General features: G+C 71.0%; 13 protein-coding genes and 1 pseudogene. 6 read left to right on the forward strand and 8 right to left on the reverse strand.

Translation table 11 applies throughout. The features are described 5' to 3' along the window. Positions 1–4: 4 nt before the first annotated feature. From AB0D12_RS16920 to AB0D12_RS16930, 3 genes are all read right to left on the reverse strand, one after another. Positions 5–820 (reverse strand): transcriptional regulator, encoded by an 816-nt coding sequence (locus AB0D12_RS16920; protein ID WP_362682577.1) that lies wholly within the window; start codon positions 818–820, stop codon positions 5–7. 17 nt (positions 821–837) lie between these two features. Then, positions 838–1,275: a hypothetical protein gene (locus AB0D12_RS16925; RefSeq protein ID WP_362682580.1), complete on the reverse strand. Its 438-nt coding sequence runs from the start codon at positions 1,273–1,275 to the stop codon at positions 838–840. A gap of 203 nt (positions 1,276–1,478) precedes the next feature. Continuing rightward, a complete protein-coding gene (locus AB0D12_RS16930) occupies positions 1,479–2,798 on the reverse strand; it encodes a diaminopimelate decarboxylase (RefSeq protein WP_362682583.1) in 1,320 nt (439 codons plus the stop codon). A gap of 118 nt (positions 2,799–2,916) precedes the next feature. Here AB0D12_RS16930 and hutU point away from each other — a divergent pair, with 118 nt between their 5' ends. The 4 genes from hutU to hutI are packed head-to-tail and all read left to right on the forward strand — an operon-like array spanning position 2,917 to position 8,351. Beyond that, the gene (hutU, locus tag AB0D12_RS16935) at positions 2,917–4,581 is read left to right on the forward strand and encodes a urocanate hydratase (RefSeq protein WP_362682586.1); all 1,665 of its coding nucleotides are present in this window, start codon (positions 2,917–2,919) and stop codon (positions 4,579–4,581) included. Between the two features lie 56 nt (positions 4,582–4,637). Beyond that, positions 4,638–5,828, forward strand: coding sequence for an allantoate amidohydrolase (locus AB0D12_RS16940; protein WP_362682763.1), 1,191 nt, complete (start codon positions 4,638–4,640; stop codon positions 5,826–5,828). Further along, positions 5,819–7,153, forward strand: coding sequence for a formimidoylglutamate deiminase (locus tag AB0D12_RS16945; RefSeq protein WP_362682589.1), 1,335 nt, complete (start codon positions 5,819–5,821; stop codon positions 7,151–7,153). Before AB0D12_RS16940 ends, AB0D12_RS16945 begins: the two co-directional genes overlap by 10 nt. 28 nt (positions 7,154–7,181) lie before the next feature. Further along, positions 7,182–8,351, forward strand: a complete 1,170-nt coding sequence (hutI, locus tag AB0D12_RS16950; RefSeq protein WP_362682592.1) for an imidazolonepropionase — start codon at positions 7,182–7,184, stop codon at positions 8,349–8,351. Here the strand turns inward: hutI and AB0D12_RS16955 are convergent. From AB0D12_RS16955 to AB0D12_RS16965, 3 genes are all read right to left on the reverse strand, one after another. After that, entirely contained in the window at positions 8,330–9,196 is an 867-nt protein-coding gene (locus AB0D12_RS16955; protein ID WP_362682595.1) for an SDR family oxidoreductase, read from the reverse strand. The two genes, hutI and AB0D12_RS16955, sit on opposite strands and share 22 nt — an antisense overlap. Positions 9,197–9,413: 217 nt before the next feature. Beyond that, positions 9,414–9,818 carry a GtrA family protein gene (locus AB0D12_RS16960; protein ID WP_362682598.1) on the reverse strand — a complete coding sequence of 135 codons (405 nt, stop codon included), beginning with the start codon at positions 9,816–9,818 and terminating at the stop codon, positions 9,414–9,416. Then, entirely contained in the window at positions 9,815–10,105 is a 291-nt protein-coding gene (locus AB0D12_RS16965; RefSeq protein ID WP_362682600.1) for a glycosyltransferase, read from the reverse strand. The genes AB0D12_RS16960 and AB0D12_RS16965 overlap by 4 nt, the downstream gene beginning before the upstream one ends. 396 nt (positions 10,106–10,501) lie before the next feature. Here AB0D12_RS16965 and AB0D12_RS16970 point away from each other — a divergent pair, with 396 nt between their 5' ends. Further along, positions 10,502–11,584 (forward strand): class I SAM-dependent methyltransferase, encoded by a 1,083-nt coding sequence (locus tag AB0D12_RS16970; RefSeq protein WP_362682603.1) that lies wholly within the window; start codon positions 10,502–10,504, stop codon positions 11,582–11,584. Between the two features lie 11 nt (positions 11,585–11,595). Here AB0D12_RS16970 and AB0D12_RS16975 read toward each other — a convergent pair whose 3' ends face one another. Beyond that, on the reverse strand, positions 11,596–12,354 hold the full coding sequence (locus AB0D12_RS16975) for a hypothetical protein (RefSeq protein ID WP_362682606.1): 759 nt from the start codon (positions 12,352–12,354) through the stop codon (positions 11,596–11,598). A gap of 95 nt (positions 12,355–12,449) precedes the next feature. Between AB0D12_RS16975 and AB0D12_RS16980 the strand changes: the two genes are divergently transcribed. After that, on the forward strand, positions 12,450–13,145 hold the full coding sequence (locus tag AB0D12_RS16980; protein ID WP_362682609.1) for an aspartate/glutamate racemase family protein: 696 nt from the start codon (positions 12,450–12,452) through the stop codon (positions 13,143–13,145). 44 nt (positions 13,146–13,189) lie between these two features. Here AB0D12_RS16980 and AB0D12_RS16985 read toward each other — a convergent pair. After that, positions 13,190–13,489 (reverse strand): annotated as a pseudogene (locus AB0D12_RS16985) (cytochrome P450); the annotation flags it as partial. Positions 13,490–13,653: the final 164 nt, after the last annotated feature.

Raw genomic sequence — 13,653 nt, forward strand, 5'->3', positions numbered from 1 at the left:
TGCGTCACAGGTTTGCCTCCAGGGCGTCGCGGAGCCGGCGGAGCAGGGCGGAGTCCAGGACGGACGGGGGCTCGGCGGTGTCGCGAAAGGCAGCGCGCTCGCGGGGCGCCGCGGTCTCGGGCAAGGCGGCGGGCTCACTCGGCGCCGCGGTCTCAGGAATGGCGGCGGGCTCGCTGGGGGCGGAGGACCCGGCGGGCGTCGCGATGAGCCCCTCGGCGGCCAGCCTGCGCACCTCGATCAGGGTGTTGAAGGCGGGGCGTCCCAGTTCCCGGGCGACCACGGCCGGCGTACGTACGCCGTCGGCGAGGTCCAGCAGCGACTGCCGGCGGGGCCCGACCGCCCGCCCCGCGGTGCGCGGGCAGCGCACCAGCGGCGCGGTGTCGACCGCGGGGTAGGGCCATACGGAGTCCAGCAGCCGGCTGCGGCGCTGGGCCTCGCGCTCGACGACCCGGGTGGGCACCGGCCGCACCCGGCCGATCCAGTGGACGACGCCGTAGCGGAAGCGGGTCGGACCACTGGCGGGCGCCAGGGCGAAGAAGGCAGCGTCGAACAGCGCGCCGAGATGGCAGATCTCCAGCTCGCCGCCCGTCACTTGGCCGCTGTCGACGAGGAAGCGGGCGACCTCGCCGCGCGAGCCCGCCCGCGCGACCGCGTCCGCCCAGTTGCCGGGCTCCAGTCGGCCTCGCGCGGTCAGCAGGACGTCGAGTCCGGGCGCGTCGGGGCTCTCGGCGTGGACGACCTGGCCGTCGGCCAGATAGAGGGCGCCGTGGTCGCGTACCAGCACGCCGGTGGCGCGCTCGTCCGCGAGTCGGACAAGCATCGGGGAGACGGCCGCTCTCATCCGAGCACCAGCCTTTCGGCGAGGTTCTGGAGGCGCAGCCGGGCCAGTGCGAGATTGCCCAGGTCCCGGTCGAGCCACAGATGCAGGAACACGCTGCTGTCGAAGGTGGTCTCCACGAAACGCACCACGTGATAGCCGGTGCGGGTGGTGACGATGAGGTCCTCGACGGGCGGCCCCTCGGCCTTGTCCTCGGCCTCGCCTTCCCGGCCCGGGCCTTCACTTCCGTACGCCGTGGGCTCCTTGGGCGCGAACGTCGTGTACTCGGTGGCCATCCTGGCCAGTTCGGCCGTCTCCGCGGCGGTGGCCTCGTGGTCGCTGCCCGGCGACTCACCGACCGCGCCGAGCGCGAGCCCGCTGATCCAGTCCACGATGGATGCTCCGCGCGCGCCCGGCACCAGCATGGCTTCCAGCAGACACTCGTCGATTCCGGGCACGCGGATTCCCCTCTCCGCCACGGCGCGCCGCGCGCACTGATGTGCGGCAGTGACGGAGAAGTTACGCAACGTTGCTGCTGCTGGGGGGAGTTGGGGCATTTTCCATCGGAACATGCCCCTGGCCCGGTAGGGTCCGCGGACATCGCCCGTTTCTGACGTTTCGAGACCGGGCCGTCCGGTGTGCGCGGATGCGGGCGGTCGGCTCAGTGGGCGGTCAGCGCGTCCGCGTGCGCGCCGCCCGACTCGGCGACGATCTCCGCGAGGCTCTGCGGGGTTCGTACGGTGGTGAACCGCACCGACCCGTCCGCAGCGGTGGCAAAGCCGTGGACGCCGGGCCGGGGCAGGCTGTTGTAGCCGTAGTGGTTCGAGAAGTAGTACGCGCCGGTGTCCAGCGCCGCGATCACATCGCCCTGCTCCAGCAGCGGCAGCGGGCGCGCCTCGGCGAGCAGGTCACCCGCGAAGCAGGCGGGTCCCGCGATGTCCTGGGCGACGGCGGCACCGTCCTTCGGACGGCCATCGGCGTCGTACGCGGCGATGCGCAGCGGCCACGAGACGGGGTCGTACACCGTACGGGTGGCGATCTGGACGCCGGCGTGGGTGACCGCGATGGGGCGGGACCCGGCGGTCTTGGCGTACTCGACGCGGGCGAGGACGGCGCCGTTCTTGGCGAGCAGGGACCGGCCGAACTCGGTGACGAGGCCGTAGCGGCCGTCGAGCAGCCCGGGGACCAGCTCCTTCAGCAGTCGGGCGTACTCGGCGAAGGTGGGCGACTCTTCGTCGGAGGCGAAGTTGACCGGGAGGCCGCCGCCGATGTCGACCGTGTCGATCTGCTGCCGGCCGGCCGCGGCGTTGATCTCCTCGGCCAGCTCGTACACGGCCCGGATGCCCTGTGCCATGAGAGTGAGCGGCATGCCCTGGGAGCCGGAGTGGGCATGCAGCCGGGTCAGCCACGGACGGTCGAGATATGCGCGTACGACCCGGTCGCGGGCGCCTTCGTCGCGCAGTGCGACACCGAATTTGGAGGTCGCGGTGGCCGTCGACAGGGCTCCGATGGCACCGCCGCCGACCTGCGGATTGACGCGCAGGCCGAGCGGGGACCGGGTGGCGGCGGAGTGGACGAGGGCGTCGATACGCGCGAGCTCCTGCGGATTGTCGGCGTTGACGGCGATCCCGAGGGTGAGGGCCTCGCGCAGTTCGGCGGGCGTCTTGGCGGGAGAGTCGAGGACCGTGTGGTCGGTGGGCACACCGGCGGCGCGGGCCAGCGCCAGCTCACCCGGGCTGGCGACCTCCGCGCCGATGCCTTCGGCGTGCAGCAGCGCGAGTACCGGGACCAGCGGCGCGGCTTTCACGGCGAAGGCGTGCAGTACGGGGGCGTCGGTGACGGCGGCGAAGGCGGCCCGCAGAGCGGTCGCCGAGGCGCGGATGCCGGCCACGTCGAGGAGCGCGGCCACCGGCTGCGCCTCGCTGAGAAGACCCTGCTCCACTGCCGCTCGTACGGCCTGATCCCGACGGTCCTTAGCCATGTGCGCCAGCCAATCACCCGGCGGGCCGGGCCGCAGCTGTTGACTAAGACTATTCAGGTCGACAAGATGTGAATAGATAAGCCAACAGTCATGGTCACAGTCGCGAGGAGGCATCGCCATGTCAGGACCCCGCCCCGTACGGGCACCGCGCGGTACGGAACTGAGCGCCCTGGGATGGCAGCAGGAAGCCGCCCTCCGCATGCTCCAGAACAACCTCGACCCCGAGGTCGCCGAACACCCCGACAAGCTCGTCGTCTACGGCGGCACCGGCAAGGCGGCCCGCGACTGGCGCTCCTACGACGCGATGGTGCGCACGCTGCAGACCCTGAAGCAGGACGAGACGATGCTCGTCCAGTCCGGCCGTCCCGTCGGCGTGATGCAGACGCACGAGTGGGCGCCGCGGGTGCTCATCGCCAATTCCAACCTGGTCGGCGACTGGGCGAACTGGGAGGAGTTCCGGCGCCTGGAGGCCCTCGGCCTGACCATGTACGGCCAGATGACGGCCGGCTCCTGGATCTACATCGGCACGCAGGGCATCCTGCAGGGCACCTACGAGACGTTCTCCGCCGTCGCCGCGAAGAAGTTCGGCGGCACGCTCGCCGGGACGATCACACTGACGGCCGGTCTGGGCGGCATGGGCGGCGCGCAGCCGCTCGCCGTGACGATGAACGACGGCGTCGCTATCTGTATCGACGTCGACCCGCGCGCGATCGAGCGCCGTATCGAGCACCGCTACCTGGATGTGCGCGCGAACTCGCTGGAGCACGCGCTCCAGCTCGCCGTCGAGGCCCGCGACGCCCGCAAGCCGCTCTCCATCGGCCTGCTCGGCAACGCAGCGGAGCTGCTGCCGCGGATGCTCGCCGAGGGCGCGCCCATCGACATCGTGACCGACCAGACCTCGGCCCACGACCCGCTCGCCTACCTGCCGATCGGCGTCGACTTCGACGACATGGCGTCGTACGCGACGGAGAAGCCCGCGGACTTCACCCAGCGCGCGCGTGAGTCGATGGCCAAGCATGTCGAGGCGATGGTCGGCTTCATGGACGCCGGCGCCGAGGTCTTCGACTACGGCAACTCCATCCGCGGCGAGGCCCAACTGGCCGGTTATGAGCGGTCGTTCGCATTCCCCGGCTTCGTCCCCGCCTATATCCGGCCGCTCTTCTGCGAGGGCAAGGGTCCGTTCCGCTGGGCGGCCCTGTCCGGCGAGGCCTCGGACATCCACAAGACCGACAAGGCGATGCTCGAGCTCTTCCCGGAGAACGAGTCGCTGCACCGCTGGATCAAGTTGGCCGGCGAGCGCGTCCACTTCCAGGGCCTGCCTGCGCGTATCTGCTGGCTCGGCTACGGCGAGCGCGACAAGGCGGGCGAGCGCTTCAACGACATGGTGGCGTCCGGCGAGCTGGCCGCCCCGCTGGTGATCGGCCGCGACCACCTGGACTGCGGCTCCGTCGCATCCCCGTACCGCGAGACCGAGGCCATGCTGGACGGGTCGGACGCGATCGCCGACTGGCCGCTGCTCAACGCCATGGTCAACGTGGCCTCGGGCGCGAGCTGGGTGTCGATCCACCACGGCGGCGGCGTCGGCATGGGCCGCTCCATCCACGCCGGGCAGGTCTCGGTGGCGGACGGCACCAAGCTCGCGGGCGAGAAGATCCGCCGCGTACTGACGAACGACCCGGGCATGGGTGTCATCCGCCATGTGGACGCGGGCTACGACATCGCCGAGTCGGTCGCGGACGAGCGCGGCGTGCGCGTCCCGATGCGCGAGGGCGACCCGGCGTGACCGTGAACGCTCCCGGCGGCCCCCCCGCCGGACCGGCGGGGGCCTCCTTCCACGAGATGTGGCGGGACCTCGCACCCATCGGCCGCGACGCCGGCAGCCGCGGCTACCGCCGCTACGCCTGGACCGGCGCCGACGCCGACTGCCGCGCCTGGTTCAAGGCACAGGCCGCATCCCGCGGCCTGACCTACGAGCTCGACCGCAACGGCAACCAGTGGGCCTGGCTCGGCGATCCGCTCGCCGAGGGTGCCGTCGTCACCGGCTCCCACCTGGACTCGGTCCCCGACGGCGGCGCCTTCGACGGCCCGCTCGGCGTGGTCTCCTCCTTCGCCGCGCTCGACGAACTGCGCGGCAGGGGAGCGCAGTTCACCCGGCCCCTCGCCATCACCAACTTCGGTGACGAGGAGGGCGCCCGCTTCGGTCTCGCCTGCGTGGGCTCCCGTCTCGCCTCCGGACAGCTGACGCCCGAAGCGGCGTACGCGCTGCGCGACGGCGACGGGGTGCCGCTCCCGCAGGCCATGGAGGCGGCCGGGTACGACCCGTCCGCCATCGGACCGGACCCGGAACGGCTGGCCCGTATCGGCGCGTTCGTCGAGCTCCATGTCGAGCAGGGCCGGGCGCTGGACCTGTCCGGCGACCGCGTCGGCATCGCATCCGCGATCTGGCCGCACGGCCGCTGGCGGTTCGACTTCCACGGCGAGGCCAACCACGCCGGCACGACGCGGCTCGTCGACCGCCGCGACCCGATGCTGACGTACGCCGAGACGGTCCTCGCGGCCCGCCGCGAGGCCGAGCTCGCCGGCGCGGTCGCCACGTTCGGCAAGATCTCCGTCGAGCCGAACGGCGTCAACGCGATCCCGTCGCTGGTGCGCGGCTGGCTGGACTCGCGCGCCGCCGACCAGACCACGCTCGACACGGTCGTCTCCGCGGTCGAGCGGGCGGCGAAGGAGCGGGCCGAGCGGGACGGCGTCGACCTGCGTGTCGTGCGCGAATCCTTCACCCCGGTGATCGAGTTCGAGCACGCGCTGCGCGACGAGCTGAACAAGATCCTCGGCGGCTCCGTCCCCGTGCTCGGCACGGGCGCGGGACACGATGCGGGTATTTTGTCCGGATCGATCCCGACCGCCATGCTGTTCGTACGCAATCCCACCGGCGTCTCGCACTCCCCGGCGGAGTTCGCCGACGAGGACGACTGCGTGGCCGGGGTGATCGCACTCGCCGACGTACTGGAGGGCCTGGCGTGCAGGTGACGTACTGGGCGGAACACGCCTGGCTGGACACGAACGTCGAGCCGGGCGTGGCGCTCGAGGTGACGGACGGCCGGATCACGGCGGTACGCAAGGGGGCCGAGGCCCCGCCACCGGGCGCCGTGGTGCTGCGCGGCCTGACCATCCCGGGCCTCGCGAACGCACACTCGCACGCCTTCCACCGCGCTCTGCGGGGCACGGTGCAGGTGGGCTCAGGGACCTTCTGGACCTGGCGCGAGGTCATGTACCAGGTCGCGTCGCGGCTGACGCCCGAGACGTACTTCTCGCTCGCCCGCGCGGTCTACGCGGAGATGGCGCTGGCCGGGATCACGGCGGTCGGCGAGTTCCACTATCTGCACCACGCGCCGGGCGGTGTCGCGTACTCCGACCCGAACGCGATGGGCGAGGCACTGATCGCGGCGGCGGCGGATGCGGGTATCCGGATCACGCTGCTGGACACGGCGTATCTGTCGTCCGGCTTCGGCGAGGCGCCCAACAAGCACCAGTTGCGCTTCTCCGACGGCACGGCAGAGGCGTGGGCGGAACGGGCCTCCGCGCTGAAGAGCAGTGGCCATGCGCTGATCGGCGCGGCGATCCACTCCGTACGCGCGGTGCCGGCCGCGCAGCTGAGCACGGTGGCCCAGTGGGCGGAGGCCCGCCGGGCCCCGCTCCATGTCCACCTCTCCGAGCAGACGGCGGAGAACGACGCGTGCCGGGCGGCGCACGGCTGTACGCCCACGCGCCTGCTCGCCGACCACGGCGTACTGGGCCCACGCACGACGGGCGTCCACAACACGCACCTGACGAACGAGGACATCGCGCTGCTGGGCTCCTCCGTCACCGGCACATGCATGTGCCCGACGACGGAACGCGACCTGGCGGACGGCATCGGCCCGGCGGCGACGCTGCAACGGGAGGGCTCACCGCTGTCGCTCGGCAGCGACAGTCACGCGGTCATCGACCTGCTCGAAGAGGCCCGCGCCATGGAGCTGGACGAACGCCTGCGCACCCGGGCACGCGGCCACTGGACGGCCGCGGCTCTCCTGCGTGCCGCGACCGAAGACGGCCACGCCGCGCTGGGATGGCACGACGCGGGCCGCCTCGAGCCGGGCGCGCCGGCGGACTTCGCGACGGTGGCCCTGGACTCGGTCCGCACGGCGGGTCCGGTGCCGCGCCTGGCGGCGGAGACGGCGGTCTTCGCGGCGACGGCGGCGGATGTGCGCCACACGGTTGTGGCGGGCCGCCATGTGGTGCGGGACGGGATGCACACGCTGATCCCGGATGTCGCGCGGGCGCTGGCCGATTCGATCGCGGCCCTGCGCTCCTGACGCTGCGTTTCCCCCTGGAGAGGAACCCATGACCACCACCGTCATCACCAACATCGGCAGCCTCGTCACCAACGACCCCGCCCTCGGCGAAGGCCCCATCGGCCTTCTCCAGGACGCCGCCGTCGTCATCGACGGCGACCGCGTCGCCTGGACCGGCCCCGCCGCAAGCGCGCCCGACGCCGACGAGGCGTACGACGCCGACGGCCGCGCCGTCATCCCCGGCTTCGTCGACTCCCACTCCCACCTCCTCTTCGCCGGCGACCGCACCCAGGAGTTCAACGCGCGGATGTCCGGCCGCGCCTACTCCGCCGGCGGCATCCGCACCACCGTCGCCGCAACCCGCGCAGCCACCGACGAGGCGCTCGAAGCGAACCTCACGCGCTACCTCGACGAGGCCCTCCGCCAGGGCACCACCACCTTCGAGACCAAGTCCGGCTACGGGCTCACCGTCGAGGACGAGGCGCGCGCCCTTCGTATCGCCGCGCTCCACACCGACGAGGTCACCTACCTCGGCGCGCACATCGTCCCGCCCGACTACGCCGACGACCCCGCCGCGTACGTCGCCCTCGTCACCGGCGAGATGCTCGACGCCTGTGCTCCGTACGCCCGTTGGGTGGACGTCTTCTGCGAGAAGGGCGCCTTCGACGGCGACCAGGCCCGTGCGATCCTCACCGCCGGCAAGGCGAAGGGCCTGCACCCGCGCGTCCACGCCAACCAGCTCAGCTACGGCCCCGGCGTGCAGCTTGCCGTCGAGCTCGACGCCGCCTCCGCCGACCACTGCACGCACCTCACCGACGCGGACGTCGACGCGCTCGCCAACGGCGCTACCGTCGCCACGCTCCTCCCCGGCGCTGAGTTCTCCACCCGCGCGCAGTGGCCCGACGCCCGCCGCCTGCTCGACGCGGGTGTGACCGTCGCGCTGTCCACGGACTGCAACCCGGGCTCCTCCTTCACCTCCTCCGTCCCGTTCTGCATCGCGCTCGCCGTACGGGACATGGGCATGACCCCGGACGAGGCGATCTGGTCCGCCACGGCGGGCGGCGCGGCGGCCCTGCGCCGTACCGACATCGGCCGCATCACGCCCGGCGCCCGCGCGGATCTCGCTCTGCTGGACGCGCCGAGCCATGTCCATCTGGCCTACCGGCCGGGTGTGCCGCTCGTCTCGGAGGTCTGGCGTCAGGGCAGGAGGTGCCGGTAACTGCCCGGGTGCCCGGCCAGGTATGCGGTGAAGGTCTGCGCCGGATGGCCCGTCAGCCGTGGCACGACATCGGAGACGGTGGCCATCTCGCCGTTGGCGATGGCCTCGTAGGAGGACACCCAGCCGGCGACCTCCCACTCCTTTGCGCCGTACCCGGCCCGTGAGGCGTACGCCTCCTCGTGGGTCTCGGGCACATAGGTGATCTGTCGCCCGATGAACCGGGTCAGCTCCGCGGCGGCCTCGTCGAGGGAGAGCGCCTCGGGTCCGGTGACGTCGTACGTCGCCCCGTCGTGCCCGTCCCCGAGCAGTACGGCAGTGGCGACATCCGCGATGTCCTCGTGCGCCACCGCCCCCACGCGCCCGTCCCCGGCGGGCCCGCGGATGACCCCGTCCGCGCCGGCCATGGCGGGCAGCCCGGCCAGATAGAGGTTGTCGCGAAGGAAGGTGTGCGCGAGTCCTGTGCCCCGGATGTGCTCCTCGGTGTGCCAGTGGTCGCGCGCGAAGGTGAAGGTTGCTTCGGGCGCGGCGCCCAGGAACGAGACGTACACGATGCGCCCGATCCCCGCCGCGACGGCCGCGTCCACGGCGGTGATGTGCTCCCGCACCCGGTCGGCCGCCTCGCGTGCCGACACCAGGAAGAGCGTGTCGGCCCCGTCGAGCGCCCGGCGCATGGCCTCCCCGTCCCCGTAGGCCGCGGGCGGCGCCTTGACGCACCCGGCGAGCTCCGGCAGCCGTCCGGGATCACGCCCCAGCAGCCGCGCGCCCACTCCCTGCTCGGAGAGCCGCCGCGCGAGACGCCCGCCGATCTGTCCGCCGGCTCCGGTGACGGCGATGACTGGGGGCATGGGCGCGTCCTCTCGTCGTGCTGCTTTCTCCGAGGCTACGGCCGGGCCCGGTCGAACCCGGTGAGCAGCGCCTCGACCGCGAAGGGGAAGTGCTCCGCGTCGCCTCCGGCCCCAGCCCCGCCCCCGCCTCCGGCCCCGCCCCCGCCTCCGGTCCCGGCCCCGCCCCCGGTCCCGGCCCCGCCTCCGGTCCCGGCCTCGACGCCGACCTCGGCGGCCCTTATGGGATGGTCCGCGCGACCTCCGGCTTCGTGCCGGAGGTGATGGCCCAGCGGGTGATCAGGAACGAGACGGGCATCACCAGCACGCCGGCGACGAGCGCCGAGAGCTGCTCATCCATGCGCAGCCGGCTCACGGCCAGATGAAGCAGGATGCCGCTGCCCGCGAGGTTGGCCAGTCCGGACAGTGGAAAGCGGAAGAAGGCCCGCCAGGTGGGGCGGGTTCGCAGTGTGATGTACGAGTTGAGCAGGAACGACCCGGCGAGGCTCACCGCGTATGCCAGTGCATGGGCGGCCAGGTAGGGCATCCAGAGGTTCAGCACGACGTACACGGCGTAGTAGACCGCGGTGTTGGCGAGGCCGATCGCGGCGAAGACGGCGAACTGGTGAAGGGCGGGCGGGTTCATGGTTTGGATGCCGCTGCGCCGGCGACGGGGAGGACGCGGGCGGGCCGCAGGGGGGCCGACTCGTTGCCGAAGTTCCGGCTGAAGGAGGTGCAGCGCACCTGCGGCGCGGTGACCGCCAATTCCCTCAGCCGTTCTGCCGTACCTTCGCCGCTGCCGTTGTCGACGTAGCAGATCTCATAGGGCTCACCGATCGGCTCGACCTCAGCGGTCAAGACAGCGTGAAAGGTTTCGATCACTTCATTCTCTTCGTGGCACGGCACGACGACCGAAATCCCGATCTCCGGCATGCCCACAGTGGAACACACCCGACGGTACGCACCGCGGTATGTGCTCTCTGCGTGGCGGTGGCATCAGCAATCGGTCCTTTCGCCGTGCCCGCACCGCCTGAACAGACGCTTTCGGTTGCCGCATTCAAATCTGGCCATGACGGTAAACGTCGCCCACCCGGGTGACGATCAGCATGTCACCCACACTATGAGGGCGTGCGACAGGTTCAGCGCGGCAGGATGCGTAATCGATGAGGCTCCCTGGCTGAAGAGTTGAGACATCGAATATCTCGCTCAACAGCCCGAGGGCCTCGTCTGTTACGTGCCATCGCCTCACCTGATCAGTGGCCACCCTGAAAATCCATAGTCAGGTGACGAAGCGAAACGGTGCCATCCCGAAGGCCCGAAGGAGCTCCTATGGCTGCCCAAGAAATCCCGACCGCCTACGTCGGGGGCACCGGCGACATGGCCGCATCCCGGATGCGCTACCAATCCGAAATGAGTATCGGGGTGGATCGCTTCCTCGAGCCGCGGAACACCGAATGCCCCTGGTGCAATTCGGCCGCACTGAAGGTGCTGCTGCGGAGCCCGGATGTGGTCCAGCACAAGCCGGGGCGATTCACACTTGAGGAATGTGGTGGCTGCGGCCATGTGTTCCAGAACCCGCGGCTGACCCCGGAGGGGCTGGAATTCTATTACCGTGACTGTTACGACGGTTACCAAGAGGCCCTCCGGGAGCGGATGTTCAAGCTCCAGGCCGCCACCTACCGGGGACGGATCCGGTTTCTCGACCGTCACACCTCGCCCAAGGCCTGGCTGGACGTGGGAGCCGGGCACGGACACTTCTGCCGGGCGGCCCGCGCTCATTGGCCCAACGCCGTATTCGACGGTCTGGACTTCGGGGACGGTGTCGACAAGGGAGTACGCCGGGGCTGGATCGACCGGTCCCATCGCGGCCCGTTCCCTGAGCTGGCCGACGACCTGACGGGGCGCTACGACGTGGTGAGCATGCACCACTACCTGGAGCACACCCTTGATCCCTTCGCGGAGCTGGATGCGGCAGCCCGCGTGCTCCCGCCCGGGGGGCATCTGCTGATCGAGGTTCCCGACCCCGAGTGGCCGCTGAGCCGTGTCCTCGGCCGGCGCTGGAACCCGTGGTGTCAGCCCCAGCATCTGCACATGTTCCCGATCGGCAATCTCAAAGAGGCGCTGAGGAGCCGGCGCCTGGACCCGGTGGCCGAAGAGCGCGGAATGGCACACCAGACGGGGGCCGACCTCCTGATGGCCATGGTGCATTTCTGGAACGCTCTGATGCCCGATCCCGACGCCCCGTGGCTGCCGAGCCGCGGCACCGGATACCGGATGTCACGGAAGGCGGCCCTCGTGGCGAAGGCCCCGTCTCTCGCTCTGGCGGGATTCCTCGACGTCCTCATCCTGCTGGCAGCGCGGTCGGCGAACCGGGGCAACGCCTACCGTGTACTGGCACGGAGGGCTCCGTAGCGCGCCGAAGGCTAACTCTCCTTGTCCGTCGGCCTGTCTGTCGGTCTGTCCGTCGGACTGGTGCCCTCCTCCGCGGGCGTGCTGCCCGTCGGCTCCTTCTCGGCCCGTGCGATACGCGCGTTCATGATCAGCACAACGCCCGCCCCCAGCGCCCACACCCCCAGCAGCAGCGGCGTCAGCCACGCGGTCAGCGGCCCCGCCAGCGACACCACCGCCACCACGAAGCCCGCCCAGCCGAGCCAGGCCGGGATCGAGTGGGTCTCCTGACCCGCCCGCCAGAGCGCGAAGAGCATCACCGCCGCGCCCGCCATCGACGCGATCATCGCTCCGTACGCCATGTTCAGCAGCAGCATGGCGAACAGCGCGGTCCCCGGGAGCACCGGGAACGCCTCGGAGTGGTTCGCCGTGATGGCGAAGATGTTCCCGGCGACCGCCGCGACCGTGAGCAGTGCCGCGAAGACCGTGCCGCCCACCAGCACCAGGTGGGAGCGGTTGCCGGCCAGCCGGGCGAGGGCGACCAGGAAGAACAGGAAGAGCAGGCCCGACACCAGCAGTATCAGGGCCGTGGCCTGCGACAGGTCCCGATTGCTGCCCTTGAGGTAGTAGAAGAAGACGTGCCTGAGCGCGCCGCTCCCCTTGGTGCCGGGAGTGCCCATCCACAGAGCTTGCCCGGCGATCAGCAGCCCACCGGCCACCAGCCCGGCTATCCCGGGCCAGAGGTCTCTGTGCTGAGCGGGCAGGGCAGGTTCTGTGCCTTGCGACGCCATCATTGTTGCCTCCCACGGGAGCATCCCCGAGAAAGGGTCTTTGTCCTATTTTCTCACTGACGGCCGAGTCGGCACGGCGGGCATGGCACAGTGAGCCGATGAAGACCATCGGGCTGATCGGCGGCATGAGCTGGGAATCCAGCGCTGAGTACTACCGGCTTCTCAACGAGCTCGTACGGGAACGGCTCGGCGGGCTGCACTCCGCCAAGTGCGTTCTCCACTCCGTCGACTTCGCCGAGATCGAGGAGCTCCAGGTCGCGGGGGAGTGGGAGCGCGCCGGTGAGATCCTCGCCGAGGCCGCACGAGGGCTCCAGGCCGCGGGCGCGGATCTGCTGCTGATCTGTACGAACACCATGCACAAGGTCGCGGGGCAGGTGGAGGCCGCTGTCTCCGTGCCGCTGCTGCATCTTGCGGACGCCACCGCCGATGCCGTACGCGCGCAGGGGCTCAGCCGGGTCGGGCTACTCGGAACGGCTTTCACCATGGAGCAGGACTTCTACCGGGACCGGCTGGCCGGACACGGGCTCGAGGTACTCACGCCCGACACGGAAGGGCGTGCCCTGGTGCACCGGGTGATCTACGAGGAGCTGTGCCTCGGAGTTGTACGGGAGGAGTCCCGAGCCGCCTACCAGGAGGTCATCGGCCGGCTTGTCGCCGCCGGGGCGGAAGGTGTCGTACTCGGGTGCACCGAGATCGAGTTGCTCATCGGGGAGAAGGACAGCCCGGTGCCCGTGTTCCCGACGACCCGGGTGCATGCCGAGGCCGCGGTGGACGCCGCTCTGGGCGGGCGCTGACGTCCGCCCGCAGCTTGCGCCGACGTCCGCCCGCAGCTTGCGTCTCAGGCCCGGGGCCGTACCGGCAACGTGTGCACGCTGTTGCCCACAAAGCTCGTGTGCCGCGGCAACTCCGCCTCCGGAACGGCCAGATCCAGCTCCGGGAAGCGCGTGAACAGCCGCTCCGGCGCGATCGTCGCCTCCATCCGCGCCAGCGGCGAACCCGGGCAGTAGTGCGGGCCGTGGCCCAGTGCCAGATGCCGGGCGCCGCCGGTCCTGGTGATGTCGAAGCGGTCCGCGTCCGGGCCGTGCGCCGACTTGTCGCGGCCGGCCGCCGAGTAACCGGCGAGCACCGGCGTGCCCCGCGTGCGGGCAGCCGCCGGCCGGGTCCATGCGGTGCGCGGTGTCACGTGAGGTGGTCAACAGTCCTCCAGGACACGTCGAACTCCCCTGAGTGACCGGGAGCATTCAGATGGTACGAGCAGCGGACCTTGTTCGAACACGAGTTGTGCAACTCCAGCCACGATGG

This window comes from Streptomyces sp. NPDC048479 (genome assembly GCF_040651435.1).
Classification (GTDB): domain Bacteria; phylum Actinomycetota; class Actinomycetes; order Streptomycetales; family Streptomycetaceae; genus Streptomyces.